Origin of the sequence: Streptomyces sp. ICBB 8177, from assembly GCF_003144095.1 — a bacterium.
In the GTDB taxonomy this organism is placed as follows: domain Bacteria; phylum Actinomycetota; class Actinomycetes; order Streptomycetales; family Streptomycetaceae; genus Streptantibioticus_D.
Genome location: NZ_NSKH01000018.1, coordinates 1631697 through 1657779, shown reverse-complemented (window position 1 = coordinate 1657779; position 26083 = coordinate 1631697). Strand labels below are relative to the sequence as shown.

Genomic DNA, 26083 nt, shown 5'->3' with positions numbered 1-26083 from the left:
GATTTTGTTTCGCGCCTTCCGGCGTGTCCACTACTTTAGCGGATTTCCCCGCCGACTCATAATCGAGCCGGTCGAATGCGATTCCGGGCAAGCCGAAACACATCCGGTGAGGAAGGCCGTTCAGTAGTGGTTTGGCCGCCTTCCCGGGGGGTCTGCGACTGGCCTGATGGCCATGTCGGACGGCTCGCCCGTTTCCAGCGACTCGGACTACGTTAGGGGTCGGGCGGGCCGGAGTCAAGCCCCCGCCCGCCCTCTTCCCCGCGTTCTCCCGAAGGGGCTCGGCTGGACCCCGAACCCCCTGGTCAGAAGCGTGACGCCGTCAGGCGCCGGCCACCAGCTCGACGGCCGCCAGGTTCTTCTTGCCCCTGCGCAGCACCAGCCAGCGACCGTGCAGCAGGGCGTCCGCCGACGGGACCTCGTCCTCGGTCGCGACCTTGACGTTGTTCACGTAGGCGCCGCCCTCCTTGATGGTGCGCCGTGCCGCGGACTTGCTGGCGACCAGGCCGACCTGCGCGAGCAGGTCGGCGACCGGGGCCAGCTCGGTCACCCGGGCGTGCGGCAGCTCCGCGAGTGCCGCCGCCAGGGTCGGCGCGTCGAGGTCGGTCAGCTCGCCCTGGCCGAACAGCGCCCTGGACGCCGCGACGACCGCCGCGGTCTGGTCGGCGCCGTGCACCAGCGTGGTCAGTTCCTCGGCCAGCGCGCGCTGGGCGGCGCGGGCCTGCGGGCGCTCCTCGGTGAGGCGGTCGAGCTCCTCGATCTCCTCGCGCGAGCGGAAGCTGAAGATGCGCAGGAACTTGGCGACGTCCCGGTCGTCCGCGTTCAGCCAGAACTGGTAGAAGGCGTACGGCGTGGTCATCTCCGGGTCGAGCCACACCGTGCCGGACTCGGTCTTGCCGAACTTGGTGCCGTCCGCCTTGGTGATCAGGGGGGTGGCCAGCGCGTGCACCGAGGCGCCCTCGGCCTTGCGGATGAGGTCGGTGCCCGCGGTGAGGTTGCCCCACTGGTCGCTGCCGCCGGTCTGGAGGGTGCAGCCGTGGCGCCGGTACAGCTCCAGGAAGTCCATGCCCTGCAGGACCTGGTAGCTGAACTCGGTGTAGCTGATGCCCGCGTCCGAGTTGAGCCGGCGGGCGACCGCCTCCTTGGCGATCATGTTGTTGACCCGGAAGTACTTGCCGACGTCGCGCAGCAGACTGATCGCGGACATGCCGGACGTCCAGTCCAGGTTGTTGACCATGACGGCGGCGTTCGGGCCCTCGAAGGAGAGGTAGGGCTCGATCTGGCCGCGGATCCGCTCGACCCAGCCGGCGACGACGTCCTCGTCGTTCAGGGTGCGCTCGGAGGTGGGCTTGGGGTCGCCGATCAGCCCGGTGGCCCCGCCGACCAGTGCCAGCGGCCGGTGGCCCGCCTGCTGGAGGCGGCGGATGGTGAGGATCTGCACCAGGTTGCCGAGGTGGAGGCTGGGCGCGGTCGGGTCGAAGCCGCAATAGACCGTGACCGGGCCGTCCGCGAACGCCTTGCGCAATGCGTCCTCGTCGGTGGACTGGGCGATCAGCCCGCGCCACCTCAGCTCGTCGACGATGTCCGTCACGGTCTTCGTGTCTCCTCGTGTCGCGTTGCTCGGGCTGTCGTGGCGTCCACGCAGCGTGTTTGAGGGTACGCGGTCCCGGGCCCCGTGGTCTTCCCAGTTGTTGGCGGTCCTCCCGGTTCTCAGCGGCGGCGCCGGGGCACGTGGGCGCGGTAGGGGCTCACGGTGGGGTCGCCGTCGATCCAGAAGCGCCAGGGGTGGGCGGCCCCTTCGCCGCCGACGCCGGTGCGCGGGCCGTTGCGTACGGTGTCGGGGTCGGCCGGGGCGCCGGTCAGCATGCGGAACGGCTCGGGTCGCGGCGGGCAGGCGTCGGCGCCGTTGAGCGCGCGGTCGACGCCGAGGGCGGTGGCGAGACGGGCCGGGCCCTGGGCGAGATCGCTGTCCCGCCGTGAGGTGCCGCGGCGCTTGCGGGCCAGTTCGGCGCCCTCGGTGATCTCGCCGGCGCGCAGCAGGACGGCGCTCGCGGTGCCGGGCGGGCCGCAGACCAGGTTCATGCAGTGCCACATGCCGTACGTGAAGTAGACGTAGACGTATCCCGGCGGGCCGAACATGACGGCGTTGCGGGCGGTCCTGCCCCGGTAGGCGTGGGACCCGGGGTCGGCCGGGCCCGCGTAGGCCTCGACCTCGGTGAGCCGCAGGGCGATCGGGCCGTCGTCGGTCTCGCGCACCAGGACGCGGCCGAGCAGGTCGGGCGCGACGTCCAGCACCGGGCGGTCGAAGAAGGAGCGGTCGAGCGGTGTGCCGTCCAGCGGCCCCGGGGCGGTGATCATGTCGTACGAGCGTAGCGGGCGACTCGGACAAGCGCTGACGGCGCGGGCGGGGCCGGGGGTTCTAGGGTGACCGGGGCAACAACTTCTGGCCAGGAGGTAGTCAGTGACCGAGCACAACAGGCCGCCGCTCCCCCACGACTTCCACCCTCCGGTGGCGTCGTTCACCGTGGTGAGCGACGACGTACGGGACGGCGGGACGCTGGGTGACGCGCACGTCTTCGCGAAGGGCAACACCTCGCCGCACCTGCGCTGGGCGGGCTTCCCTGCGGGGACCAGGAGCTTCGCGGTGAGTTGCTACGACCCGGACGCGCCGACCGGCAGCGGCTTCTGGCACTGGATGGTCTTCGACATCCCCGCGGACGTCACCGAGCTTCCGGCGGGCGCCGGGTCGGGCGACTTCAAGGGGCTGCCGGCGGGGGCCGTGCAGGTGCGCAACGACTACGGGACGCGGGATTTCGGCGGTGCCGCGCCGCCGCCCGGGGACGAGCCGCACCGGTACGTCTTCACCGTCTACGCGGTGGACACCGACAAGCTGGGCCCTGACGCGGACGCGACCCCGGCGGTGGTCGGCTTCAACCTGCGGTTCCACACGCTGGGCCGCGCCCAGCTGGTCGCGGAGTACGGCGAGCCCGCCGAGGGCTGACGTGCGCCCGCCCCGTGCCGCGGGAAATCCGATTGCGGGCCGTACGGCCGGGCGCGCACAGTGGTGGGCGCCGGGTGGCTTCGGTCACCGGGCGATCGGCACCGCAGTGGCGGGGGTGTGCCGGCGTTTCGCCGTGCCGTCCGCCGGAGCCGGGGCGCGGCCCTGAAGACCGCCTCCGGTGACCGCGCCGGTCGCCAAGCGCCCCGGGTGTCCAGTCGTTTCGACGGGGGACGGACACCCGGGGCGTTCGGCGTTTTCAGGGCCGGGTCAACGGCCTTGGGCTAGGCGGAAATTGCGTTGTCGGGCCGGACAGTCGCGGACCACAGTGGGTGCCACCTCGCCGCGCGGCGGGGCGGGACCCGGCGGAGGTGGGTGGGATGCGCGAGACGTTGGTGCTCAACGCGAGTTTCGAGCCGTTGTCGACGGTGTCGTTGCGGCGTGCGGTGGTGCTGGTGATGCGGGACAAGGCGGTCGTCGAGCAGGCGCATCCCGGGCTGCGGATCCGTGCCGCGGCGGTCGAGGTGCCGGTGCCGCAGGTGATCAGGCTCCGCAGATACGTGCGGGTGCCGTTCCGACAACGGGCGCCGTGGTCGCGGCGGGGCGTGCTGGTGCGTGACCGGCACCGGTGCGCGTACTGCGGGCGCAGGGCGACCACCGTGGACCACGTCCTGCCGAGGTCGCGGGGCGGTCAGGACACCTGGCTGAACACCGTGGCGGCGTGCGCGGACGACAACACCCGCAAGGCGGACCGGACGCCGGAGCAGGCGGGGATGCGGCTGCTGACCCGGCCGTTCGAGCCCACCCCGGCGGACGCGCTGCTGCTGGCGCTGGGGATGCGGGACGGGGCGAGCGGGCTGCCGCAGTGGCTTCCCGCGTCCGCCCCCGCGCGGATCGCGTAAGGCCGGGGCCACGCGCGAACCCCCGTACGCGAGGCCCCTGGGCGTCAGTCGTTCTCGATGCCCGGGGCCTCACGGCGCGGGGGGACGGTCTTGGCCGTGCCGTTGCCCGCGGAGGTGGCGTTGCCGCCGCCGGGCGGGGCGAAGTTGCCGATGGCGCCGCCGAGGCCCTTGAGGGCGTCGCCGAGTTCGCTGGGGACGATCCAGAGCTTGTTGGCGTCGCCCTCGGCGATCTTCGGCAGCATCTGGAGGTACTGGTAGGCCAGCAGCTTCTGGTCGGGGTCGCCCGCGTGGATGGACTCGAAGACGGTGCGGATGGCCTGCGCCTCGCCTTCGGCGCGCAGGGCGGCGGCCTTGGCATCACCCTCGGCGCGCAGCACCGCGGAGGCCTTCTCACCTTCCGCGGTGAGGATCTGGGACTGCCTGATGCCCTCGGCGGTGAGGATCGCGGCGCGCTTGTCACGGTCGGCGCGCATCTGCTTCTCCATCGAGTCCTGGATGGAGGTGGGCGGCTCGATCGCCTTGAGCTCGACGCGGTTGACGCGGATGCCCCACTTGCCGGTGGCCTCGTCGAGGACGCCGCGCAGTGCGGCGTTGATCTCCTCGCGGGAGGTCAGGGTCCGTTCCAGGTCCATGCCGCCGATGATGTTGCGCAGGGTGGTGACGGTGAGCTGCTCGATCGCCTGGATGTAGCTGGCGACCTCGTAGGTGGCGGCGCGGGCGTCGGTGACCTGGTAGTAGATGACGGTGTCGATGTTGACGACCAGGTTGTCCTGGGTGATCACCGGCTGCGGCGGAAACGGCACGACCTGCTCGCGCAGGTCGATGCGGTTGCGGATGCGGTCGATGAACGGGACCACGATGTTGAGGCCCGCGCTGAGGGTGCGGGTGTAGCGGCCGAACCGCTCGACGATGGCGGCGCTGGCCTGTGGGATCACCTGGACCGTCTTGATGAGTGCGATGAAGACCAGGATCACCAGGATCACCAGGACGATGATGATGGGTGTCACGACCACTCCCCGTGCCACGCGCCGCGGTACGAACGTTTGATGATCAAGTCTGTCAGACGGCCGGGGGTGCGCGCTCCGGCTTCGGTGAATTGACCGAGGGCGCACGGTGGTTCGGGCCGGGGTACGCCGGTGCGCGGCGGGGTCACAGGACCACCGCGGTCGCTCCCTCGATGTCGACCACGTCCACCTCCTGCCCGGCCTCGTAGACCCGGGCGGTGTCGAGCGAGCGGGCCGACCAGATCTCACCGCCCAGTTTGACGCGTCCGGTGCGGCCGTCGACCCTTTCGACGACGACGGCCTGACGGCCCTTGAGGGCCTCGACGCCGGTGCGCAGGCCGGGGGCGGTGGCACTCTGCCGGTTGGCGACGACGCGGACGACGGCGACCAGGGCGACCGAGACCACGGCGAACACCAGCACCTGGAGCACGATTGAGCCGCCGAAGCCGCAGATCACGGCGGCGCTCGCGGCACCGATCGCGCACATCCCGAACTCGGGCATCGCGGTGATCACCAGCGGGATGCCCAGCGCCCCGGCGGCGGCGAGCCACCACACCCATGCGTTCACAACTCCCATGGTAGGGCTGGCGCGTGGGGTGCGACAGGCCGCGGCCGGGGGCCGGGGCGAGGCGGGCCGGGGACGCGTCACGCCGACGGCGGGCGGGGGTTACGCGAGCGGCAGGCCCTGGGCGGTCCAGCGGTCGCCGTGCCGTTCGACGACGAGCGGCAGGCCGAAGCAGTGCGAGAGGTTGCGGCTGGTCAGTTCCAGGTCGATCGGGCCGGCCGCGACCACCTTGCCCTGACGGATCATCAGGACGTGGGTGAAGCCGGGCGCGATCTCCTCGACGTGGTGAGTGACCATGATCATCGAGGGGGCGATGGGATCGCGGGCCAGTCGGCCCAGGCGGCGCACCAGGTCCTCGCGTCCGCCCAGGTCGAGGCCCGCGGCGGGCTCGTCCAGCAGGAGCAGCTCGGGGTCGGTCATGATGGCGCGGGCGATCAGGGTGCGCTTGCGCTCACCCTCGGAGAGGGTGCCGAAGCGGCGGTCGGCGTACTCCGACATCCCCAGGCGGTCGAGGATCAGGCGGGCGCGCTGCTCGTCGGACTCCTCGTAGCTCTCGCGCCAGTGCGCGGTCATGCCGTAAGCGGCGGTGAGCACGGTCTCCAGGACGGTCTGGCGGCGCGGCATCTTCTCGGCCATGGCGGCGCCGGCGACGCCGATGCGCGGGCGCAGTTCGAAGACGTCGACGCCGCCGAGCTTCTCGCCGAGGATCGCGGCGGTGCCCGACGTCGGGTAGAGGTAGCTGGACGCCACGTTGAGCAGGGTGGTCTTACCTGCGCCGTTGGGGCCGAGGATCACCCACCGCTCGCCCTCGGCGACCGACCAGGAGACCTGGTCCACCAGAGCCCGTCCGTCGCGGACCACCGATACGTCCACCAGCTCCAGCACATCGCTCATGAGCGCGTTGTCTCCCCTGCCTCTTCATGTCCTGCGTTTCGTCGTTCGACGGTGCGACGTCTTGTACGGCACGTACGGCTCGTACGCCATGTACGACGTGCCGGCGGCGGTCCGCGTTCCGGCCGGACGTGGACGGCCCGGTCGGCGGGCCCCGAGGGAAAACCTACGCCACACGCCGGGCGGTCCAGTCCATAGGCTGGGTGGATGCTTCAGGAACCTCGCTCAGGACGCATGACGGCATGGGGAAACGCCCTACTTGGGGGTTTTGTCTCCCCGGACGACGCGGCGCAGGAGATCACCGCCGGGGACACGGCGCACCGGATCGCGGATCTGCCCGGGGAGGACGCGCCGGTCGGGCTGACCTACGGGCTCGGGCGGCTGCGGGCACTGGGGGTGTCGGGGCTGCGGCTGGCGCTGCCGGTGCCGGGGCATCCGCTGGGGCTGAGTGGCCCGCCGGAGTTCAACGCGCGGGCGCTGGCGGCGGGCGAGGCGGTGGTGGGGACCGGTGAGCCGCTGGGCCTGGTGCCCGAGGTGACGCGGGCGGGGCCGCGCGGGGACACGCACGTCGAGGTGGTGTGGCGGTGCGCCGAGGTGCGGGACGCTCCCCCGGCGGACGTGCCGTCGCTGGGTGAGGCGGAACGCGAACTCGCGGAGGCGATGCGGGACGCGACGGCGGCGCTGTCCCGGCTCGACGTGGCGGGCGCGGGCCCGGCGGCGCAGGCGGCGCTGGACGCGTACCGGGCGCGGGCGGAGCGCGGGCGCGAGGTGCTGGCGCCGGGGTATCCGGCGCGGGCGGTGCGGGTGCTGGAACTGGCGCAACGTGTGGGCGCGTTGACGTCGATCGCGACCGGGACGGAGCACGGCTCGGCGGTCAGCGCGTCCGAGATCGCGGCCCGCGCGGAACTGCTGCGCCCGGTGGAGCGGACCGCGCGCCGGGCGCAGGTGGCGGCGTACAACGCGTACGTGGAGGAGGCGGAGCGGCGCAGGGAGCGCTGACGCGGCGCGAGGGGCGCCGGGCGGGGCGCCGGAACCGCGGACGGCAGAGGACCCCGCGGCATGTGATGCCACGGGGCCCTGCGTGCCGTCGGGGCGCGACAGACGTTGGCGCCCTCGCCGCCGAAGGCGGGCTACGGCGCTGCGCCCCGGCCCCGGGCGACGTGCCCGGGGCCGGGGACGGCGTGCTCGGTCCGGTACCGGCTCAGTAGTTGAGGCCGTGGTTGCCGAACGCCGGGTTCAGCAGACCGATCACGCTGACGGTGTTGCCCACCACGTTGACCGGGACGTGCACGGGGACCTGGACCAGGTTGCCCGAGGCCACGCCCGGCGACTTGACGGCGACACCGTGGGCGTCCGCGCTGTGGGCGGAGGCGACACCGGCACCGGCGACGGCAAGGCCCCCCGCTACGGCGGTGACGACGGCGACCTTCTTCAGGTTCTTCACTTCGTATGACCCTTCTGGCGTGATGCGCCCCCGCACGTCGCGGGCAGCGCGCCATGAAGAACGGGCGGGGCCCGGCTGGGTTGCGCCATTCGGGTTACATACACACGACGGTATGAATCTCAGTCCGGAAGGCGACGTTCCGCTCGGCGGGTGGGGCCGAGCAGGGCCTGCGGGCGGGCCCGCGGGCAGGGGTCCGGCGCCGCTCAGCCGCCGACGCCGTGCCGGACCGCCCACAGCGCGGCCTGGGTGCGGTCGGCGAGGTCGAGCTTCATCAGGATGTTGGACACGTGCGTCTTCACGGTCTTCTCGGACAGGACCAGCGCGCGGGCGATCTCCCGGTTGGAGCGCCCGTCCGCGATGAGCCCCAGGACCTCCCGCTCGCGGTCGGTGAGGGTGCCGGCGCGGCCCGTGCCGCCAGGCGTCTCCTCCCGGGACAGCAGCGCGTCGGCCACCTCCGGCTGGAGCAGCACGTGTCCGGCGTGCACGGAACGGATCGCGCCGGCCAGGGCGTCGGGGTCGATGTCCTTGTAGACGTAACCCGAGGCGCCCGCCCGCAGCGCGGGGACGACCGTGCGCCGCTCGGTGAAGCTGGTGACGATCAGCACCCGCGCCTTGCTGCCCTCGTCGCGCAGGGTGCGCAACGCGGTGATGCCGTCGGTGCCCGGCATCTTGACGTCCATGAGGATCACGTCGGGGCCCAGCTCCCGGGCCCGCGCGACGCCTTCCTCGCCGTCGGCCGCCTCGCCGACGACCTCGATGTCGGGCTGCACCTCCAGGAAGGTGCGCAGGCCCCGGCGGACGACCTGGTGGTCGTCGACCAGCAGCACCCTGATGGCGCTCGCGGCCGACGGGCGGGTCTCAGCCACCCGGCACCTCCATCTCGATCAGGGTGCCCCGGCCGGGCGCCGAGTCCACGGTGAGTCTGCCGCCGACGCCCGCCGCGCGCTCCCGCATCGAGACCAGGCCCAGGTGGCGGCCGGCCCGGCGCACCCGCGAGGCGTCGAAGCCGCGGCCGTCGTCGCGCACCCGCAGCACGGCTCCCCTGCCGCGTCCTTCGAGGCGGACGTCCACGCCGGTCGCGCCGGAGTGGCGCAGCGCGTTGTGCAGGGCTTCCTGGGCGACCCGCAGCACGGCCTCCTCCTGCTGGGCGGGCAGGGCCCGCACCGCGTGCGAGGCGAAGGCGATGCGGGCGGCGTGGGCGCGGTCGAGCACCTCGACCTGGTCGCGCAGCGTGGCGACCAGGCCGTCCTCGTCGAGGGCGGCGGGTCGCAACTCCACGACGACGGCGCGCAGTTCGTCGGCCGCCTCGGCGGCGAGCCGGGCCACCTCCCGCAACTCCCCCTTGGCGCGCGCCGGGTCGCGGTCCACCAGCGCGGCGGCGGCCTGCGCGGTCAGCCGCAGCGAGAACAGCTTCTGCGCCACGGCGTCGTGCAGCCCGTGGGCGATCCGGGCCCGCTCGCCGGCGATGGTCAGCTCCCGGCTGCGTTCGTGCAGGCGGGCGTTGGTGAGGGCGAGGGCGGCGTGCGCGGCGAGGATCCGCAGCAGCGCCTCGTCGTCCTCGGTGAAGCCGCAACCGCCCTGCGGCTTCGGGCAGTTCTTGTTGGCGAGGAAGATCGCCCCGAGCACCTCGTCGCCGTCCACGATGGGCACGCCGAGGAAGTCCGACAGCTCGGGGTGCGCCTTGGGCCAGCCCTCGAAGCGCGGGTCCTCGCGGACGTCGGCGAGCCGCTGCGGGGCGGCCTCGCGCAGCATCACCGCGAGGAGGCCGTGCTGCCGGGGCAGCGGCCCGATCTCCTTCCACTGCCGCTCGCTGACGCCGTCCACCACGAACTGGGCGAAGCCGCCGTGGTCGTCGGGCACGCCGAGCGCCGCGTACCGGGCGTCCAGCAGCTCGCGCGCGGAGGCGACGATGGTCTGGAGCACGTCGTGGACCTCGCGGTGGCGGCTCATCGCCAGCACCGCGGAACTCACCGCGGTGATCTGGTCGCGCGCGCTCCGGGTGGACATGTGTTCACCGTACCGGCGGGCACGCGGGCCGGCATCGGCCGCACGACCGGTCGGGTCCCGGGCCCTGCGCCCTAGGTCCGCGGACCACCGGCCACCGGCCCCGACAGGCAGGCCCTGCGCGAAGCGGCGGCCCCCCGTTCCGGGTGACCGCCGCTTCGTTGCGACGTGACGGCGCGGGCCGGGTGGCCCGCGCTTCGCTCACTTCTCCCGCATGACCTCCGGCTCGTGCCTGCGCAGCAGCCGGGAGACCGCGAAGCCGCAGATCACACCGAGCGCGAGCAGTACGAACAGGTCGAGGAACCAGATGCCCGCGGAGTGCTTCCACAGGGTGTCGGGGTTGGTCGGGTCCCACGGCATCAGCACGTTGAGCTGCGCGGTGGTGGCCAGGCCGGCGAGCGCCCAGCGGGACGGCATCAGCCAGGCGACCTGCTCGATGCCGGGCTTGGCGTACAGCTGGAAGAGGATGCCGGTGAAGACGACCTGCACGATGGCGAACATCACCAGCAGCGGCATGGTCTTCTCGGCGGTCTTCACCAGCGAGGAGATCACCAGGCCGACCATCATCGAGGTGAAGCCGATCCCGATCACCATGACGGTCATCTCGACGGCGGGCGCGTTGTGCAGGATCACGCCCTCGGTGGGCATCGTGCGGGGCGCGAAGCCGATGCCGCAGATGATGACGCCCTGCAGCGCGGTGATCAGGCCGAGCACGATGACCTTGGACATCAGGTACGCGGAGCGCGACAGGCCGACCGCGCGTTCGCGTTCGTAGATGACGCGCTCCTTGATCAGTTCACGGACCGAGTTGGCGGCGCCGGAGAAGCACGCGCCGACCGTGAGGATCATCAGGATGGTGCCGGCGTCCTTGTTGAACAAATGCGCCTGCGGCGGGCCGAAGCCCAGGCCGTACTTGGCCGGGATGACGACGCTCACCACGCCCAGCACCGCGGGCAGGATGACCATCAGACCCAGGAAGCCGCGGTCGGAGGCGATCACCGACAGGTAGCGCGCGATCAGCGTCCACAGCTGGGAGCCCCAGCTCTGCGACTTCTGCGGGCGGGACATCTGCTGCATCTGCTGCGGCACGGCGGGCGCGGCCTGCGGCGCGGGGGCGGCGTCGAGGTCGGCCGCGTACAGCTGGTAGTGCTGGGAACCGCGCCAGCGGCCCGACCAGTCGTAGTCGCGGTAGTTCTCGAACGCCTGGAAGACGTCGGCCCAGGTCTCGTAGCCGAAGAAGGTGAGTGCCTCGTCCGGCGGCCCGAAGTAGGCGACCGAGCCGCCCGGCGCCATCACCAGCAGCCGGTCGCACAGCGCGAGTTCGGCCACCGAGTGGGTGACGACCAGCACCGTGCGGCCGTCGTCGGCGAGTCCGCGCAGCAGCTGCATCACGTCGCGGTCCATGCCGGGGTCGAGGCCCGACGTGGGCTCGTCGAGGAAGATCAGCGACGGCTTGGTGAGCAGTTCCAGGGCGACCGAGACGCGCTTGCGCTGGCCGCCGGACAGCGAGGTGATCCGCTTGTCGGCGTGGATGTCGAGCTTGAGCTCGCGCAGGACCTCGTCGATGCGCGCCTGCCGCTCGGTGGCGTGGGTGTCGCCGGGGAAGCGCAGCTTGGCCGCGTACTTCAGCGCGGTGCGCACGGTCAGTTCCTTGTGCAGGATGTCGTCCTGCGGAACGAGGCCGATGCGCTGGCGCAGTTCGGCGAACTGCTTGTAGAGGTTGCGGTTGTCGTACAGCACCTCGCCGACGTCCGCCGGGCGGTAGCCGGTGAGCGCGCGCAGCAGGGTGGACTTGCCGGAGCCGGACGGGCCGATGACGCCGATCAGCGACTTCTCCGGGACGCCGAAGGAGACGTCCTTGAGGATGGTCTTGGTGGTGTTGCCCTGCGGCACCTGAACGGTCAGGCGCCGCGCGGAGAACGAGACGGCGCCGGTGTCGACGAACTCCTCCAGCCGGTCGCCGACCAGCCGGAAGGTGGAGTGGCCGACGCCGACGATGTCGTTCGGCCCGATGAGGTGGCGCTGCACCGGCTGGCCGTTGACGTACGTGCCGTTGTGGCTGCCGAGGTCGACGATCTCCATGCGGCCGTCGGGGTGCGCGTGGAACTCGGCGTGGTGGCGCGAGACCTGGAGGTCGGAGACGACGAGTTCGTTCTCCAGCGCGCGGCCGATGCGCATGACGCGGCCGGCCGCGAAGTGGTGGAACGTGGTGGGGCTGCGGTCGCTGTGCGCGCGGCCGGCGGCGGGCTGCGCGGGAGTCGCGGCACTCGGCACCTGCGCGGCCCCGGCCTGCGGCGCCTGGGGCTGTGCGTGCGGCGCCGGGGCGGCGGGCTGCGGCTGCCGGGCCTGCGTGGGCGGCTGGTTCCAGCCGGCCTGATGCGGGAACTGCGGCTGCGCTGGCGGCTGCTGGGCGTGCGGCGCGGGTCCGCCGTCCTGGAGCTGCTGCGCCCAGGCCGCCGGGGCGGACTGCGCGGGCGCCTGCGCCTGGTGCGGCTGCGCGGGCCTGCTGCGGGCGGCGTCGGCGTGGCCCGCGACGGCGTCGGCGGCGACCGGCTGGGCGGCGTGCGCGGGCGCGCTGAACGCCAGGCGCGGGCCGTCGGTCGCGTTGCCCAGGTGCACGGCGGAGCCCGGGCCGACCCGCACCTCCTGGACGCGTTGGCCCTGCGCGTAGGTGCCGTTGGTGCTGCCGAGGTCCTGGACCACCCAACCGCCGCCGTCCCAGCGGACGGTGGCGTGCCGCCAGGAGACTCTGGCGTCGTCGAACGCCATGTCCCCCTGCGGGTCACGACCCAGGCTGTATGACCTGGACGCGTCAAGCATCCAGGTTTGTCCGTTCAGTTCAAGTACGAGTTCCGGCACTCCATGCCCCACAAGGTTGTCCCCCGAGTAATCCCCCATGCTGGGGAGTCTAGGGATGTCGAACATCGAAGAGGCACTATTCCAGGCCCGCACACATGACGGAAAGTCGCCTCCGGCCCACCCCCGTACCGGCTTCGTACCGCCTTCGTAACGCGTCGCCGCGACGTGTCGCGGGGCCACCCGCCGCGCCCGGGCGGGCGGTCTCGCGTTGCCGGGTCACCGGCCGCCCCGGAGAGTGGACGAAAGGGATGATTCCCGGGCGGATTCTCGGCGGAAGGCGGCCATGACCAGCAGCGCCACGCCCGGCCCCGGCGGCGGCCGGCGCGAAGGGACGCACCCGCCCGCGGGCGGTGGCGCGCACCGCGTGCCGTGGGGCGGCGCGCTGCTGACCGCGCTGGCCGCCGTCGGCTGGGCGTACCTGGGCATGGCGGTGGTGGCCGCGCTCGCGCTGCACCTGCTCGGCGCGGACACCGCGGGCTCGCTGGGGCCGATGACCGCCGCGCTGGTGACGATGGCGGTCGGCGGCAGGGTCAGCCCCTCCGGTGACGTGTCGGTCTTCGGCATCAGCGGCGCGCAGGCCACCGGGACCATCGACGTGCTGCCGCTGGGTGTGGGGCTCACCGGGGCACTGCTGCTGGCCTGGGTGTTCCTGTGGTCGCTGCGCCGCGCCGGCCCGGAGGTCGGGCTCGCGGAGCTTTCGGTGCGGGCGCTGGCCGTGGTGGTCCTCTTCCTCGCCGCGCTCGCCGGTCTCGGCTGGGCCGGGCACGACACCGTCTCGCTCCGGGGCGCCGGCACGGGGCGCGGCGGCTCGATCAACGGGGGCTTCCCCGGCATCGGCGACCTCGGGGACCTGGGGTCGTTCGGCAGCGGGCTGCTGAAGGGGCTCGGCACGCTCGCCCGGGACCACGGCACGGTCGGGTTCCGGGTGGACACCGGCGCGTCGATGGGCGGCGGCGTGGTGTGGGTCGTGCTTGTGCTGGCGATCGCGCTGCTGTCGTCGCGGTACGGGCCGCTGCCGCGCGGCTGGGCGGCGCTGCACCGCACGGTGCGCCCGGCGGCCTCCGCGATGCGGTCGGTGCTGGTGATGGCGGTGTGCGCCGGGCTGCTGGTGGCGCTGTACTCGGCGTTCACCGACGACCACCCGGGCCGGGTGGTGGGCGGCGCGCTGGCGGGGGCGCCGAACGGGGTGTGGCTGGGTGCCGCACTGGGGCTCTTCGTGTCCTGGCACGGCGCGGCGACCGGTCCCTTGGCGCTGCTGCTGCCGCACCCGCTGGACGACGTGCTGCGCGGCGCGAACTCCGGGCGCGCGATCACCATGCCGGAGCTGGCGCGGTACGACGGGCGGGTGTGGCTGCTGACGGCGGCCGCCGCCGTGATGATGCTGGCGGCGGGGGTGCTGGCGGCGGCCCGTACCCCGGTCGGCGGGGCGTCGCGGTGCGGGTACGCGGGCCGGTGCGCCGTGCGGCTGGCCGTCGCGTCGGGCGTGGCGCTGGCGCTGCTGGTGTGGATCACCGGTCTGTCCCTCGACGCCGACCTGTCCGTCTTCGGCTTCGACGCGGTGGGCTCGAGCGTGCGGCTGCACGGCAACCCCGCGTGGGCGCTGCTGCTGGGCGCCGGGTGGGGCGCCGTGGCGGGCGCGGTCGGCGCGCTGCTGGCGCACGGCGCCGGGGCGGCCGGCAGCCGGGCGGCGCCCCTGGCCGCGCTCGGGACGGAGCCGGTGCGTCGCGCGCGGCCGGGCGGGGACCCGGCTGCCCGGCATGCGGGACGGCGCGGCGGGGCGTGAGCGCAGGCGGATACCGTAAGGGACACCATGGACGACGCATCGCAGCAGCAGCTTCCTGCCCCTGCCACTCCGGCGGCCTCCGGCGCCCCGGCCCCCGCCGGCCAGGGCACGGCGCGGGATGCCGGTCCCACCCTCCTGGTCAAGATCTTCGGCAAGGACCGTCCCGGCATCACGGCCGGGCTCTTCGACACCCTCGCCGCGTACGGCGTGGACGTCGTCGACATCGAGCAGGTGGTCACCCGTGGCCGCATCGTGCTGTGCGCGCTGGTCACCGCTCCCGCGGGCGCCCCCGGCACCGAGGGGGAACTGCGCGCCACGGTGCACAGCTGGGCCGAGTCGATGCGGATGCAGGCGGAGATCATCTCCGGTACCGGCGACAACCGGCCGCGTGGCACCGGCCGTTCGCACGTCACCGTGCTCGGGCACCCGCTGACCGCGGAGTCGACCGCCGCCATAGCGGCCCGGGTCACCGAGGTCGGCGGCAACATCGACCGTATCTTCCGGCTCGCGAAGTACCCGGTGACGGCCGTGGAGTTGACGGTCTCGGGCGCGCCGACCGAGGCGCTGCGCACGGCGCTGGCCATCGAGGCGGCGCAGCGCGGTGTGGACGTGGCGGTGGTGGCGTCCGGGCTGCACCGCAGGGCGCAGCGGCTGGTGGTGATGGACGTGGACTCCACCGTCATCCAGGACGAGGTCATCGAGCTGTTCGCCGCGCACGCCGACTGCGAGGCGCAGGTCGCCGAGGTGACGGCGGCGGCGATGCGCGGGGAGCTGGACTTCGAGCAGTCGCTGCACGCGCGGGTGGCGCTGCTGGCCGGGCTGGACGCGTCGGTGGTGGACAAGGTCCGCTCCGAGGTGCGGCTGACGCCCGGCGCCCGCACGCTGATCCGGACCCTCAAGCTGCTCGGCTACCAGGTCGGCATCGTCTCCGGCGGCTTCACGCAGGTAACCGACGACCTGAAGGAACGCCTCGGCCTGGACTTCGCCGCCGCCAACACCCTGGAGATCGTCGACGGCCGCCTGACCGGCCGGGTCACCGGGGACGTGGTGGACCGGGCGGGCAAGGCGCGGTTGCTGCGCAGGTTCGCCGCGCAGGCCGGGGTGCCGCTGGCGCAGACGGTGGCGATCGGCGACGGCGCCAACGACCTGGACATGCTCAACGCGGCCGGGCTCGGCGTGGCGTTCAACGCCAAGCCGGTGGTCCGCGAGGCGGCGGACACCGCGGTGAACGTGCCGTTCCTCGACACCGTGCTGTACCTGCTGGGGATCACCCGCGAGGAGGTCGAGGCGGCCGACCTGCACGTCGAGTCGTAGCCCTCGGGGCCTCGGCGGTCCGGAACGCGACGCGGCCCCCGCCGGCGCTCGGCGGGGGCCGCGTCCTGCCGTGGGCGGTCAGTCGTGCGGGGCCCAGTACGCGGTGAGGGTGCCGACGCCGTGCTCGACGGTCTTCCACGAGCCGGAGAACGTCACGACGGCCACCGCGCTCGTGGGGAAGCCGCCGCGGTTCATCCGTGACAGCAGGTCGCCGTCGGCCTTCCCGGACAGGGCGTCGGCGAGCGCGTGGATGCCCGGGTTGTGGCCGACCAGAAGCAGGTCGGCCACCTCGTCGGGGGTCTCGTTGAGCAGGGCCAGCAGATCGCCGAGGGTGGCCTCGTACAGCCGCTCCTCGTAGACGGTCCTGGGGCGCTGCGGCAGTTCGTGGGCGGCGAGCTTCCAGGTCTCCCGGGTCCGCACGGCCGGGGAGCAGAGGGTGAGGTCGGGAACGATGCCGCTCCCGGCGAGCCACCGGCCGGCGCCGGGCGCGTCGTGGCGCCCGCGGTCGGCGAGCGGCCGCTCCAGGTCGGGCACCGAGGGCCAGTCGGCCTTGGCGTGCCGCAGCAAAACGATCCTTCGGGGCGTTGCGTCGCTCATCCCATCAGCTTTGCAGAAAAATGGCCGCCGGGCGCGGGCTGCGCGGGGGTCCCACTGTGGCGGGGCGCCGCCGCGGGCGGCCGTGGCTGCGGCGTCACAGCAGGTTCGCGAGGGCCTGCGGCAGGATGTCGCGTGCGTGGCGGAGCAGGTCGGTCAGCGGCTGGACGGTCGCCGCGGTGTCGGCGTGCGCCGGGGTGGCGACCACGGCGAGCAGCGCCGCGAAGGCGATCACCGGCGCCACGACCGCCCACCACGGCAGCCGGGCCGGGCGCACGGCCGGGGCCCCGGTCGCCGTCCGGCGCGCGGAGCGAGGGCCCTCCCCCGCCGCGGACAGGATGTGGCTGTGGGCTGCCATGGGAAATCGCCTCCGGGTTCGCGTCACCGCTGCGTCGTGCGCCGCGGTCGGCGTGCACCGTGCGGCATACCGAAGACGCTACGGATCCGGCGCGGCCCAACCCATCAGGCGAGCCACCCAGTTGACCCTGAGCCTGACCCCCTAAGGGGGGTGGGGCTGTCCCCACCCCTGCCCGGTCGGGGGGGTCAGCCGAAGTGGGAGCCGATGGTGGCGATCACGGCGACGAGCGCGGGCACGCCCAGCATCAGGCCGAAGACCAGGAGGAGCTTCTTCTGCGGCTGCGGGGGGTTCGGTTCGAGGACTGGCATGGCGCCAGTGTCGCACTCGTCCCTGAGGCCCTCCTACCGACCCCCCGGGCGCGCCGACGGCCTGGCCCCGTACGGCCGGTGGACCCGTGCGGTCAGGCCTCGTCCTCGACGTGGCGGGCCCGGCCGGCGAGCAGGCCCGCCGCCATCTGCGGCACGAGCAGCGCCGCCATCAGCGCGATGGGCAGCCGCCAGCCGCCGGTGTGCTGGTAGAGGGCGCCGACCAGGATGGGGCCCGGGATGGACAGCAGATAGCCGGTGCTCTGCGCGAAGGCGGACAGCCGGACCACGCCGTGGCCGCTGCGCGACCGCATCCCGATCATGGTGAGCGCCAGCGGGAAGCTGGAGTTGGCGACCCCGAGCAGCACGGCCCACAGCAGCGGCAGCGCGGCGGGCGCCAGCCACAGCCCCGCGTAGCCCGCGAGTCCGAACGCGCCCAGCACGAGGACCAGTCCGCCCTGGTGACGCATCCGCCCGGCGATCGCGGGCAGGGCGAAGGACAGCGGCACGCTCATCGCCATCGTCACCGCGAGCAGCACGCCCGCGGTACCGGCGGACACTCCGGCGTCCCGGAAGATCTGCGGCAGCCAGCCCATCACGATGTACGCGCCGGTGGCCTGGAGGCCGAAGAAGACGGTCAGGGCCCAGGCGGTACGGCTGCGGGTGATGCGCAGCGCGAAGGCGTTCGCGTGGTCCGGGGCGAGGGCGCCGGACGCCGTGGGGGCGTCCGCGCGGGACCGGTCGCGCACCAGGGCGAGCCACGGCAGGACGCCGAGCGCGCCCAGCGCGGCCCAGGCGCCCAGGCCGAGGCGCCAGTCGTCGCCCGCGGCGTGCGTCAGCGGGACGGTGACGGCGGCGGCCAGCGCGGTGCCCACGGACAGCGCCATCGAGTACAGGCCGGTCATCGCGCCGACGCGGTGGGGGAAGTAGCGCTTGACGATCACCGGCATCAGCACGTTGGTCAGCGCTATCCCGGCGAGCGCGAGGGCGCTGGCGGCGAGGAAGAGCGCGGTGCCGCCCGCGAAGGGCCGCAGCAGCAGGCCCGCCGTGATCGCCGCCATCCCCGCGCACACCACCGCCCCGGGTCCGTGGCGCCGGGCCAGCCGGGGCGCGGTCGCCCCGAACACCCCGAAGCAGAGCATCGGCATCGACGTCAGCAGCCCCGCCACCGTGCCACTCATGCCGAGGCCGTCGCGGACCTCCTCCAGCAGCGGCCCGAGGCTGGTGACCGCGGGGCGCAGGTTGAGCGCGGCGGCGATCAGGCCGACGACGACCAGGCGCCGCGTCCATGCGGGCAGCTTCCCGGGTTCTGCGCCGGCGGCTCCCGCACCAGCGGCTTCGGCGCCAACCGCTTGGGCGCCACCGGCTTCGGCGCCGAGCACCTCGAAGCCGACCGCTTCGGTGCCGCTCGGCGGCGCGATCCGGTCTTCGCTCAGGATGGCCTCGTCATCTCGCATGCGCCCATCATAGAATCATGGGATGAATCATTGTCCAGTCCCGTCGCGACCGGCGGACCGCCTCCGCCAGAATTGACCCCGGCCCCGGCCCCGGCCCCGGCCACCCCGCGTCCCCGCGTCCGCCCGGCCCACCGCTGACCACCCGCGCACGAGAGCGAGCGACCCCATGCCCCTGACCTCCCCCCGGCGCTCCGCGCTCGCGGACCAGGTGATCGCCCAGCTGCGGGCCCAGATCACGTCGGGCGAGTGGCCGGTGGGGTCGCGCATCCCGACCGAGCCCGAGCTGGTCGAACGGCTCGGAGTGGCCCGCAACACCGTGCGGGAGGCGGTCCGGGCCCTCGCCCACAACGGCCTGCTCGACATCCGGCAGGGTTCGGGCACCTACGTGGCCGCCACCAGTGAGCTGGCGGGGGTGATGCACCGCCGGTTCGCCGACACCGATCCCGGGCACGTCGCCGAGCTGCGCAGCGTGCTGGAGGCCTCCGCCGCCCGGCTGGCCGCCCGCCGCCGCACCGAGCGCGACCTGCGCCAGCTGGACGCGGTGCTCCAGCGGCGTGAGCGGGCCTGGGAGTCGGGGGACGCGGCCGCCTTCGTGGACGCGGACGCCACGCTGCACCTCGCGGTGGTCGCCACCGCGCACAACGACGCGCTCAAGGAGATGTACGCGGACCTCGGCGAGGTGCTGCGGGCGATCCTGCGCGCCGACGTGGGCGAGGTGCTCAGGCCCGAGCAGTACGTGGACCACTCCGGGCTGGTCGAGGCGATCCGCGCGGGCGACGTGGAGCGGGCGGGCGCCGAGGCGACGGCGTACGTGCGGGGTTGCGGGCGCACCCGCTGACCCCGCTCCCTTGCGGGGTCAGCGCACCGTCGTCCAGACCGCGCGGATCTCCTTCCAGCAGCGGCCGGTGAGGGTGACCGTCTGCGCCGGGCCCACGGCGGTGGGCGCGGTGTCGGTCGCCGGGTCCCACCAGCGGCGGCACGCTATGTGCAGCTCGACGTGAGCGGTGTCCGGGTCCGGGTTCTGGCAGTCGGCGACCACCTCACTGCCACGCACGGCGGTGAAGCACTGCGGCAGCGCCGGCGCGGGGACCGCGGGGGTGTGCGCCGGGGCGCGGCCGGGGGCGTACGCGATCGCCGATCCGGCCGGGGCGGCGAGTCCAGCGGTCTCGGGCGGTTCCGTGGCCCGCGCGGCGGGGGCGGCCAGGCCCGCGGCCAGCGCGACGAGGAGCACCGCGGCCCTGCCGTACCACGGGGTGGGGTGACCGGTGCACGGGCGCATGGCGGACCTCCTCGTTCGGGAGTCGTCCTGACTCGTCCTGACGCGATCCGGGCTCTGCCGTACCGGCCCGCCCGTCCGCCGTCCGCTCGGAGCGTTCGTTCCGCGTTCCTTCCACGCTTCGCGCAAGTGCCGCCCCGGGAAGATCAGTTGCGGACCGGCGGGCGTGCCGCCCCCTGGTGCCATGGTGCCCGGCACGCCGTCCCCACCGCCCGGTCTGATCCGCCAACCGGGGGAGAGCGGTTCGCGCGCACACGCCGCGGCCCCGGCCCGCCGTGAGGGCGGAACCGGGGCCGGGGGCGAGGCTCCCCCTGACGGGCAGGGGGCGTGTCGCGGGGAGAGACGCTCAGGCGCCCATCATGTGCACGCCGCCGTCGACGTGGACGATCTCGCCGGTGGTCTTCGGGAACCAGTCGGACAGCAGGGCCACCACACCGCGGCCGGCGGGCTCCGGGTCGGCCAGGTCCCAGCCGATGGGCGCACGGTGGTTCCACACGTCGGCCAGCTCCTCGAAGCCCGGGATGGACCTGGCGGCCATCGACTTGATGGGGCCGGCGGAGATCAGGTTGACGCGCAGGTTGCGCGCGCCCAGGTCGCGGGCGAGGTAGCGGGAGGTCGACTCCAGGGCGGCCTTGGCCACGCCCATCCAGTCGTACTTCGGCCAGGCGATCTGCGCGTCGAAGGTCAGGCCGACGACCGAGCCGCCGCGCGGCATCAGCGGCTGGAGCGCCATGGTGAGCGCCTTCAGCGAGAACGCGGAGACGTGCACGGCGGTCGAGACGTCCTCCCAGGTGCCGTTCAGGAAGTCGAACGCGCCGGCCGGGCCGAAGGCGATGGAGTGCACCACGCCGTCCAGCTCGACGCCCTCGCCCAGGTGCTCGGCGACCCGGCCGGGCAGCGCTTCCAGGTGCTCGGGGTTGGTGACGTCCAGCTCGATCACCAGCGCCGGCTTGGGCAGCCGCTTGGCGATGCGCTCGACGAGGCTGAGGCGGCCGAAGCCGGTCAGCACGACCTCGGCGCCCTCCTCCTGGGCCAGCTTGGCGGCGTGGAAGGCGATCGACGCCTCGGTGAGCACGCCGGTCACGAGGATGCGCTTGCCTGCGAGGATTCCACTCATGCTGATCAGTGACCCATGCCCAATCCGCCGTCGACGGGAATGACGGCTCCGGTGATGTATGCGGCCTCGTCGGACGACAGGAAGCGCACCGACGCGGCGACCTCCTCCGGCTGCGCGTAGCGGCCGAGCGGGACGCCGGTGAGGATGTTGTCACGCTGCTCGTCGGTGAGCGCGCGCGTCATGTCGGTGTCGACGAAGCCGGGAGCGACGACGTTGATGGTGATGTTGCGCGAGCCCAGCTCGCGGGCGACCGAGCGGGCGAAGCCGACGAGGCCGGCCTTGGAGGCGGCGTAGTTGGCCTGCCCGGCCGAGCCCAGCAGCCCCACGACCGAGGAGATCAGCACGATGCGGCCCTTGCGGGCGCGCAGCATGCCGCGGCTGGCCCGCTTGACGACCCGGAAGGTGCCGGTGAGGTTGGTCTCGAGGACGGAGGTGAAGTCCTCCTCCGACATGCGCAGCAGCAGCTGGTCGCGGGTGACGCCCGCGTTCGCCACCAGGACCTCGACCGGGCCCTGGGCCTCCTCGATCTCCTTGTACGCCCGCTCCACCTGCTCGGGGTCGGTGATGTCGCACCTGACCGCGAGGAAGCCGGCGGGGGGTTCACCGGAGCGGTAGGTGATCGCGACCTTGTCCCCCGCGTCCGCGAAGGCACGGGCGATGGCGAGGCCGATGCCCCGATTGCCTCCGGTGACGAGAACCGAGCGGCTCAACGGCCCACCCTTTCGTTAGTCGACTGCGTCAAACGTCTGCTCGTTAGGAAAACTATCGGGCGGCGCCGCGCTTCGGAGAATCGGCCCCTGACAGGGGCGCACGGCACCCGCTGTGGGGTCCCTACAGAAATCCACAGGCCGCCCCGGATGTCGCAGCGGCATGATTCACTGCGGGCAGTCGCCGAGAGCGGTACGCGACGGGTGGATACGTGACGGGCGAGAAGGGGAGGCCGCCGTGCCCCAGGAGATCGACGAGTCGTTTCTGGCGCTGCCGCTGAGGGCGCTGGCCGACGCGGCGCTGGCGCGGGCCAGGGCGCTGGGCGCCAGCCACGCGGACTTCCGGTTCGAGCGGGTGCGCAGCGCGTCCTGGCGGCTGCGCGACGCCAGGCCCTCCGGTTCCTCGGACGTGACCGACACCGGCTACGCGGTGCGCGTCGTGCACGGCGGCGCCTGGGGTTTCGCCTCCGGCGTCGAGATGACGATGGACGGCGCGGCCCGGGTGGCGGGCCAGGCGGTGGCGATGGCCAGGCTGTCCGCGAAGGTGAGCGCGGCGGCCGGGGCGGACGACCGGGTGGAGCTGGCCGCCGAGCCGGTGCACGCGGACCGGGTGTGGGTCTCGGCGTACGAGGTCAACCCGTTCGAGGTACCGGACAAGGAGAAGACCGGGCTGCTGGCCGAGTTCAGCTCCCGGCTGCTCGGCGCGGACGGCGTCAGCCACGCGGACGCGTCGCTGATGACCGTGCAGGAGAACAAGTTCTACGCGGACAGCGCCGGGACCACCACGACCCAGCAGCGCGTCAGGCTGCACCCGGAGTTCACCGCGGTCGCGGTGGACGCCGACGGCGGCTTCGACTCGATGCGCACCATCGCGCCGCCGGTCGGACGCGGCTGGGAGTACCTGACCGGCACCGGCTGGGACTGGGACCGCGAACTGGCCGAGATCCCCGAGCTGCTGGCGCAGAAGATGGCCGCGCCGAGCGTCGAGCCCGGCTCGTACGACCTGGTCGTCGACCCGTCGAACCTGTGGCTGACCATCCACGAGTCGATCGGCCACGCCACCGAACTGGACCGCGCGCTGGGCTACGAGGCGGCCTACGCGGGCACCTCGTTCGCCACCTTCGACCAGTTGGGCACGTTGCGCTACGGCTCGCCGGTGATGAACGTGACCGGCGACCGCACCGCCGAGCACGGCCTGGCCACCGTCGGGTACGACGACGAGGGCGTGGCCGCGCAGTCCTGGGACCTGGTCAGGAACGGCACGCTGGTGGGCTACCAGCTCGACCGCCGCATCGCCCGCCGCTGCGGCTTCGAGCGGTCCAACGGCTGCGCCTTCGCGGACTCCCCCTCGCACGTGCCGGTGCAGCGGATGGCGAACGTCTCGCTGGCCCCGGCGCCGGGCGGGCCGTCCACCCAGGAGCTGATCGGCCGGGTGGAGCGCGGGCTGTACCTGGTCGGTGACCGCTCCTGGTCCATCGACATGCAGCGCTACAACTTCCAGTTCACGGCGCAGAGGGCGTTCCGTATCGAGAACGGCGAACTCGCGGGCCAGGTGCGGGATTTCGCCTACCAGGCGACCACCACGGATTTCTGGGGCTCGATGGAGGCGGTCGGCGGGCCGCAGACGTATGTGCTGGGCGGCGCCTTCAACTGCGGCAAGGCGCAGCCGGGGCAGGTGGCGGCCGTCAGCCACGGCTGCCCCTCGGCGTTGTTCCGCGGCGTCAACATTCTCAACACCACGCAGGAGGCGGGTCGTTCATGAGTCGTTCCACCCCCGCGCACGAAATCGTCGAGCGCGCCCTGGAGTTGTCGCGGGCCGACGGCTGTGTCGTGATCGCCGACGAGGGATCCACCGCCAACCTGCGCTGGGCCCGCAACGCGCTGACCACCAACGGCGTCACCCGCGACCGCACGGTCACCGTCATCGCCACGGTGAACGGCGCGCAGGGCACCGCGTCCGGCGTGGTGTCGCGTTCCGCGGTCGGCGTGGACGAGCTGGAGGGGCTGGTGCGCCTGGCCGAGGACGCGGCGCGGGACGCCGGGCCCGCGGAGGACGCGCAGCCGCTGGTGGCGGGCGAGGCGGCGCAGGCCGCCTTCACCGAGGCGCCGGCCGAGACGTCCTCCGAGGTGTTCGCGGCGTTCGCGCCGGCGCTGGGCGAGTCGTTCGCCGCGGCCCGCGAGGGTGGCCGGGAGCTGTACGGCTTCGCGTACCACTCGGTGGTCTCCAGCTACCTGGGCAGCTCCACCGGCCTGCGGCTGCGGCACGACCAGCCCACCGGGACGCTGGAGCTGAACGCCAAGTCGCCGGACGGCTCCCGCTCGGCGTGGGCGGGCGCGGCCACCCGGGACTTCGCCGACGTCGACCCCAGGGCGCTGGAGAGGGACCTCGCGGAGCGGCTGCGCTGGGCCGAGCGCAAGGTGGAGCTGCCCGCGGGGCGCTACGAGACGCTGCTGCCGCCCAGCGCGGTGGCCGACATGATGGTGTACCAGTTCTGGTCGTCCACCGCGCGCGAGGCGGCCGAGGGACGCACGGTGTTCAGCCGGCCGGGCGGCGGCACGCGGATCGGCGACAAGCTGTCCGGCCTTCCGTTGGACCTCTACAGCGACCCGCACGCAGAGGGCCTGCAGGCGGCGCCGTTCGTCATCGCCCACTCCTCCGGCGACAGCGCGTCGGCGTTCGACAACGGGCTGCCGCTGGAGCGCACCGACTGGGTCCGTGACGGCGTGCTCAACCGCCTGATCACCACGCGGCACTCGGCCGGGCTGACCGGGCTGCCGGTCGCCCCGGCCCACGACAACCTGATCCTGGACGCGGGCGGCACGAAGACGCTCCAGGAGATGGTCGCGGGCACCGAGCGCGGGCTGCTGCTGACCTGCCTGTGGTACATCCGCGAGGTGGACCCGGCGACGCTGCTGCTGACCGGCCTGACCCGGGACGGCGTCTACCTCGTGGAGAACGGCGAGGTGACCGGCGTCGTCAACAACTTCCGCTTCAACGAGTCCCCGGTGGACCTGCTGGGCCGCGCGACCGAGGCGGGCCGCACGGAGCGCACCCTGCCGCGCGAGTGGAGCGACTGGTTCACCCGCGCCGCGACTCCGGCCCTGCGCGTCCCGGACTTCAACATGAGTTCGGTGAGCCAGGGGGTCTGAACGGACGACGGCTCAGCGGGCGGAGCGTCTGGCGGTGCCCTTGTTGCCGCGGATGGACAGGTAGAGCGGGGTGCCGACGGCGACGATGAGGACCGCGCCGGCCAGTTGGAGGATGTGGCGGGTCCAGTCGATGCCCTTGGTGCTGTTCACGCCCGCCCAGGTGGCGACCGCGTTGCCCAGGATGCTGCCGAGGATGCCGTAGATCGTGGTCAGCCACAGCGGGATGGGCTGCCTGCCCGGCAGGATCGCCCTGGCGATCACCCCCAGCACCAGCCCGACGATGATCGCCCACAACCAGCCCATGGCCTCTCCTCACGTCCGGCGCCGCGCGCCCTTGCGGCCAGTGTGGGTCCGGTTCGGCCGGGCCGCATGCGGGCCTGCGCCGTACGCCGTACGGCGCAGGCCGGACACCGCCGGCCGGGCGCACCCCGGTCTCGTGGCCTGCGCATCCGCGGCGTACCGTGTGAGATGTCCGGACGGGGAGGCTTCCGGCATCGATCAGCGGGTGGTGGAACGTCATGTGGAAGCGCAGTGACCCCGGCGTGTTCCCCATCTCCGGGGCGCGGGTGGGTCTCACCGCCGACGTCCGCGGCCGGCAGCGGCGCTATGTGATCTCGATGTCGATCCGCACGGTCTGCGTGCTGCTCGCCATCCTGCTGTGGCACGTCGCGGTGGTGTTCGCGGCGATCGCCCTGGTCCTCGGCGCGACCCTGCCGTATATCGCGGTGGTGATCGCCAACGCCGGGCGGGAGAACAGCACACCGCTGCCTCCGGCGATGGTGCCCGCGCCCACCCGCAGGCTGCTCGAGGGCGGCGAACCGCGCCCTTCCCGGGACGTGGCGGAACGCGAGGCGGAGTACGACGCGGAAGACGGCGGACGGGCCTGAGGCGGCGAACCCCGCTGACCTGCCCGCTTTGGGAAAGCTCAAGAAAAGCTCAGATCAATACCGTCGTTCGGCTGCCGCCGTGGGGTGGGTGCGTGACATACTTCGTACGCGCTCCGCATCCCCCGTCGGAGCGACGGACCGACGCCGGGCGGCTCCCCCCGTGGCTGCCCGGCGTCGTCTCATTTCCCACCGCGATCCGGCCCCTGACCGCCCCGCCTGTAGGGTTCTGGGCATGGACTCCGTCGCCGCCGAGAAGCCGATCTGCTCAGCCAAGGGCTGCCGGGCCGACGCCGTGTGGGTCCTCGCGTGGAACAACCCGAAGGTGCACACGCCCGAGCGCCGCAAGACGTGGCTGGCGTGCGAGGAGCACCGCGAGCACCTGTCGAAGTTCCTGGGCGTCCGGGGCTTCCTCAAGGACGTCGTCCCGCTCGCCGACTGGCACTCCGACAGCCCGGCGTGAGGGACGGACGC

At 73.3% G+C, this 26083-nt stretch carries 27 protein-coding genes; 10 read left to right on the top strand and 17 right to left on the bottom strand.

Features of this window, described 5'->3' with window-relative positions:
- Nucleotides 1-319: 319 nt before the first annotated feature.
- Together tyrS and CK485_RS15940 are read right to left on the bottom strand one after the other, a co-directional pair.
- Nucleotides 320-1588: a tyrosine--tRNA ligase gene (gene tyrS, locus CK485_RS15945; RefSeq protein ID WP_109451165.1), complete on the bottom strand. Its 1269-nt coding sequence runs from the start codon at nucleotides 1586-1588 to the stop codon at nucleotides 320-322.
- A gap of 119 nt (nucleotides 1589-1707) precedes the next feature.
- Nucleotides 1708-2355 (bottom strand): DNA-3-methyladenine glycosylase, encoded by a 648-nt coding sequence (locus CK485_RS15940; RefSeq protein WP_109451163.1) that lies wholly within the window; start codon nucleotides 2353-2355, stop codon nucleotides 1708-1710.
- Between the two features lie 103 nt (nucleotides 2356-2458).
- On the opposite strand from CK485_RS15940, the gene CK485_RS15935 reads away from it, so the two are divergent.
- Complete coding sequence (locus CK485_RS15935) at nucleotides 2459-2998, top strand: YbhB/YbcL family Raf kinase inhibitor-like protein (RefSeq protein ID WP_109451161.1); 540 nt, start codon at nucleotides 2459-2461, stop codon at nucleotides 2996-2998.
- Between the two features lie 377 nt (nucleotides 2999-3375).
- Nucleotides 3376-3897, top strand: a complete 522-nt coding sequence (locus CK485_RS15930) for an HNH endonuclease (RefSeq protein WP_109451159.1) — start codon at nucleotides 3376-3378, stop codon at nucleotides 3895-3897.
- A 44-nt stretch (nucleotides 3898-3941) separates the two neighbouring features.
- On the opposite strand, the gene CK485_RS15925 is transcribed toward CK485_RS15930, so the two are convergent.
- The 3 genes from CK485_RS15925 to CK485_RS15915 all read right to left on the bottom strand — a co-directional run bounded on the left by CK485_RS15925 (nucleotide 3942) and on the right by CK485_RS15915 (nucleotide 6360).
- Nucleotides 3942-4904, bottom strand: a complete 963-nt coding sequence (locus CK485_RS15925; protein ID WP_109451157.1) for an SPFH domain-containing protein — start codon at nucleotides 4902-4904, stop codon at nucleotides 3942-3944.
- Nucleotides 4905-5046: 142 nt separating this feature from the next.
- A complete protein-coding gene (locus tag CK485_RS15920; protein WP_109451155.1) occupies nucleotides 5047-5478 on the bottom strand; it encodes an NfeD family protein in 432 nt (143 codons plus the stop codon).
- 90 nt (nucleotides 5479-5568) lie between these two features.
- Nucleotides 5569-6360 (bottom strand): ABC transporter ATP-binding protein, encoded by a 792-nt coding sequence (locus CK485_RS15915; RefSeq protein WP_109451154.1) that lies wholly within the window; start codon nucleotides 6358-6360, stop codon nucleotides 5569-5571.
- A gap of 204 nt (nucleotides 6361-6564) precedes the next feature.
- On the opposite strand from CK485_RS15915, the gene CK485_RS15910 reads away from it, so the two are divergent.
- Nucleotides 6565-7356, top strand: a complete 792-nt coding sequence (locus tag CK485_RS15910) for a hypothetical protein (protein ID WP_109451152.1) — start codon at nucleotides 6565-6567, stop codon at nucleotides 7354-7356.
- Between the two features lie 202 nt (nucleotides 7357-7558).
- Here the strand turns inward: CK485_RS15910 and CK485_RS15905 are convergent, their stop codons facing one another.
- The 4 genes from CK485_RS15905 to CK485_RS15890 all read right to left on the bottom strand — a co-directional run bounded on the left by CK485_RS15905 (nucleotide 7559) and on the right by CK485_RS15890 (nucleotide 12703).
- On the bottom strand, nucleotides 7559-7801 hold the full coding sequence (locus tag CK485_RS15905; RefSeq protein WP_109451150.1) for a chaplin: 243 nt from the start codon (nucleotides 7799-7801) through the stop codon (nucleotides 7559-7561).
- 203 nt (nucleotides 7802-8004) lie between these two features.
- The gene (locus CK485_RS15900) at nucleotides 8005-8667 is read right to left on the bottom strand and encodes a response regulator transcription factor (protein WP_109451148.1); all 663 of its coding nucleotides are present in this window, start codon (nucleotides 8665-8667) and stop codon (nucleotides 8005-8007) included.
- Nucleotides 8660-9808: a GAF domain-containing sensor histidine kinase gene (locus tag CK485_RS15895; protein ID WP_109451146.1), complete on the bottom strand. Its 1149-nt coding sequence runs from the start codon at nucleotides 9806-9808 to the stop codon at nucleotides 8660-8662. Before CK485_RS15895 ends, CK485_RS15900 begins: the two co-directional genes overlap by 8 nt.
- A gap of 198 nt (nucleotides 9809-10006) precedes the next feature.
- A complete protein-coding gene (locus tag CK485_RS15890) occupies nucleotides 10007-12703 on the bottom strand; it encodes an FHA domain-containing protein (protein ID WP_109451144.1) in 2697 nt (898 codons plus the stop codon).
- Nucleotides 12704-12947: 244 nt separating this feature from the next.
- Here CK485_RS15890 and CK485_RS15885 point away from each other — a divergent pair, with 244 nt between their 5' ends.
- Together CK485_RS15885 and serB are read left to right on the top strand one after the other, a co-directional pair.
- On the top strand, nucleotides 12948-14447 hold the full coding sequence (locus tag CK485_RS15885) for a streptophobe family protein (protein WP_199239363.1): 1500 nt from the start codon (nucleotides 12948-12950) through the stop codon (nucleotides 14445-14447).
- A gap of 27 nt (nucleotides 14448-14474) precedes the next feature.
- On the top strand, nucleotides 14475-15761 hold the full coding sequence (gene serB / locus CK485_RS15880; RefSeq protein WP_241968364.1) for a phosphoserine phosphatase SerB: 1287 nt from the start codon (nucleotides 14475-14477) through the stop codon (nucleotides 15759-15761).
- Nucleotides 15762-15839: 78 nt separating this feature from the next.
- On the opposite strand, the gene CK485_RS15875 is transcribed toward serB, so the two are convergent.
- The 4 genes from CK485_RS15875 to CK485_RS15865 form a co-directional block, all read right to left on the bottom strand.
- Nucleotides 15840-16358 (bottom strand): histidine phosphatase family protein, encoded by a 519-nt coding sequence (locus tag CK485_RS15875; protein WP_109451142.1) that lies wholly within the window; start codon nucleotides 16356-16358, stop codon nucleotides 15840-15842.
- Nucleotides 16359-16452: 94 nt separating this feature from the next.
- A complete protein-coding gene (locus CK485_RS15870) occupies nucleotides 16453-16713 on the bottom strand; it encodes a hypothetical protein (protein WP_241968363.1) in 261 nt (86 codons plus the stop codon).
- Between the two features lie 185 nt (nucleotides 16714-16898).
- A complete protein-coding gene (locus CK485_RS30090) occupies nucleotides 16899-17021 on the bottom strand; it encodes an SGM_5486 family transporter-associated protein (protein WP_275124627.1) in 123 nt (40 codons plus the stop codon).
- Nucleotides 17022-17113: 92 nt separating this feature from the next.
- A complete protein-coding gene (locus tag CK485_RS15865; protein WP_109451140.1) occupies nucleotides 17114-18475 on the bottom strand; it encodes an MFS transporter in 1362 nt (453 codons plus the stop codon).
- A 166-nt stretch (nucleotides 18476-18641) separates the two neighbouring features.
- On the opposite strand from CK485_RS15865, the gene CK485_RS15860 reads away from it, so the two are divergent.
- Nucleotides 18642-19313, top strand: a complete 672-nt coding sequence (locus CK485_RS15860; RefSeq protein WP_109451138.1) for an FCD domain-containing protein — start codon at nucleotides 18642-18644, stop codon at nucleotides 19311-19313.
- Between the two features lie 18 nt (nucleotides 19314-19331).
- Here the strand turns inward: CK485_RS15860 and CK485_RS15855 are convergent, their stop codons facing one another.
- The 3 genes from CK485_RS15855 to fabG form a co-directional block, all read right to left on the bottom strand.
- Entirely contained in the window at nucleotides 19332-19754 is a 423-nt protein-coding gene (locus CK485_RS15855) for a hypothetical protein (RefSeq protein WP_109451136.1), read from the bottom strand.
- 343 nt (nucleotides 19755-20097) lie between these two features.
- Complete coding sequence (gene fabI / locus CK485_RS15850; protein WP_109451134.1) at nucleotides 20098-20868, bottom strand: enoyl-ACP reductase FabI; 771 nt, start codon at nucleotides 20866-20868, stop codon at nucleotides 20098-20100.
- Between the two features lie 5 nt (nucleotides 20869-20873).
- The gene (gene fabG, locus CK485_RS15845) at nucleotides 20874-21578 is read right to left on the bottom strand and encodes a 3-oxoacyl-[acyl-carrier-protein] reductase (protein ID WP_109451132.1); all 705 of its coding nucleotides are present in this window, start codon (nucleotides 21576-21578) and stop codon (nucleotides 20874-20876) included.
- 235 nt (nucleotides 21579-21813) lie between these two features.
- On the opposite strand from fabG, the gene CK485_RS15840 reads away from it, so the two are divergent.
- Nucleotides 21814-23337, top strand: a complete 1524-nt coding sequence (locus CK485_RS15840) for a TldD/PmbA family protein (protein WP_109451130.1) — start codon at nucleotides 21814-21816, stop codon at nucleotides 23335-23337.
- Nucleotides 23334-24725 carry a TldD/PmbA family protein gene (locus tag CK485_RS15835; protein WP_109451128.1) on the top strand — a complete coding sequence of 464 codons (1392 nt, stop codon included), beginning with the start codon at nucleotides 23334-23336 and terminating at the stop codon, nucleotides 24723-24725. Before CK485_RS15840 ends, CK485_RS15835 begins: the two co-directional genes overlap by 4 nt.
- A gap of 12 nt (nucleotides 24726-24737) precedes the next feature.
- Here CK485_RS15835 and CK485_RS15830 read toward each other — a convergent pair whose 3' ends face one another.
- Nucleotides 24738-25028, bottom strand: a complete 291-nt coding sequence (locus tag CK485_RS15830; RefSeq protein WP_109451127.1) for a GlsB/YeaQ/YmgE family stress response membrane protein — start codon at nucleotides 25026-25028, stop codon at nucleotides 24738-24740.
- Nucleotides 25029-25243: 215 nt separating this feature from the next.
- Here CK485_RS15830 and CK485_RS15825 point away from each other — a divergent pair, with 215 nt between their 5' ends.
- A complete protein-coding gene (locus tag CK485_RS15825) occupies nucleotides 25244-25612 on the top strand; it encodes a DUF3099 domain-containing protein (protein WP_109451125.1) in 369 nt (122 codons plus the stop codon).
- Nucleotides 25613-25844: 232 nt separating this feature from the next.
- The gene (locus CK485_RS15820; RefSeq protein ID WP_109451123.1) at nucleotides 25845-26072 is read left to right on the top strand and encodes a hypothetical protein; all 228 of its coding nucleotides are present in this window, start codon (nucleotides 25845-25847) and stop codon (nucleotides 26070-26072) included.
- Nucleotides 26073-26083 lie beyond the last annotated feature (11 nt).

Bases quoted from the DNA above. Each gene is read 5' to 3' on its own strand.
- CK485_RS15940 (WP_109451163.1), bottom strand. From the start codon at position 2,355: ATGATCACCGCCCCGGGGCCGCTGGACGGCACACCGCTCGACCGCTCC.
- CK485_RS15930 (WP_109451159.1), top strand. From the start codon at position 3,376: ATGCGCGAGACGTTGGTGCTCAACGCGAGTTTCGAGCCGTTGTCGACG.
- CK485_RS15920 (WP_109451155.1), bottom strand. From the start codon at position 5,478: ATGGGAGTTGTGAACGCATGGGTGTGGTGGCTCGCCGCCGCCGGGGCG.
- CK485_RS15915 (WP_109451154.1), bottom strand. From the start codon at position 6,360: ATGAGCGATGTGCTGGAGCTGGTGGACGTATCGGTGGTCCGCGACGGA.
- CK485_RS15910 (WP_109451152.1), top strand. From the start codon at position 6,565: ATGCTTCAGGAACCTCGCTCAGGACGCATGACGGCATGGGGAAACGCC.
- CK485_RS15895 (WP_109451146.1), bottom strand. From the start codon at position 9,808: ATGTCCACCCGGAGCGCGCGCGACCAGATCACCGCGGTGAGTTCCGCG.
- CK485_RS15890 (WP_109451144.1), bottom strand. From the start codon at position 12,703: ATGGGGGATTACTCGGGGGACAACCTTGTGGGGCATGGAGTGCCGGAA.
- CK485_RS15885 (WP_199239363.1), top strand. From the start codon at position 12,948: ATGACCAGCAGCGCCACGCCCGGCCCCGGCGGCGGCCGGCGCGAAGGG.
- serB (WP_241968364.1), top strand. From the start codon at position 14,475: ATGGACGACGCATCGCAGCAGCAGCTTCCTGCCCCTGCCACTCCGGCG.
- CK485_RS15875 (WP_109451142.1), bottom strand. From the start codon at position 16,358: ATGAGCGACGCAACGCCCCGAAGGATCGTTTTGCTGCGGCACGCCAAG.
- CK485_RS15870 (WP_241968363.1), bottom strand. From the start codon at position 16,713: ATGGCAGCCCACAGCCACATCCTGTCCGCGGCGGGGGAGGGCCCTCGC.
- CK485_RS30090 (WP_275124627.1), bottom strand. From the start codon at position 17,021: ATGCCAGTCCTCGAACCGAACCCCCCGCAGCCGCAGAAGAAGCTCCTC.
- CK485_RS15865 (WP_109451140.1), bottom strand. From the start codon at position 18,475: ATGCGAGATGACGAGGCCATCCTGAGCGAAGACCGGATCGCGCCGCCG.
- CK485_RS15860 (WP_109451138.1), top strand. From the start codon at position 18,642: ATGCCCCTGACCTCCCCCCGGCGCTCCGCGCTCGCGGACCAGGTGATC.
- CK485_RS15855 (WP_109451136.1), bottom strand. From the start codon at position 19,754: ATGCGCCCGTGCACCGGTCACCCCACCCCGTGGTACGGCAGGGCCGCG.
- fabI (WP_109451134.1), bottom strand. From the start codon at position 20,868: ATGAGTGGAATCCTCGCAGGCAAGCGCATCCTCGTGACCGGCGTGCTC.
- CK485_RS15835 (WP_109451128.1), top strand. From the start codon at position 23,334: ATGAGTCGTTCCACCCCCGCGCACGAAATCGTCGAGCGCGCCCTGGAG.
- CK485_RS15830 (WP_109451127.1), bottom strand. From the start codon at position 25,028: ATGGGCTGGTTGTGGGCGATCATCGTCGGGCTGGTGCTGGGGGTGATC.
- CK485_RS15825 (WP_109451125.1), top strand. From the start codon at position 25,244: ATGTGGAAGCGCAGTGACCCCGGCGTGTTCCCCATCTCCGGGGCGCGG.
- CK485_RS15820 (WP_109451123.1), top strand. From the start codon at position 25,845: ATGGACTCCGTCGCCGCCGAGAAGCCGATCTGCTCAGCCAAGGGCTGC.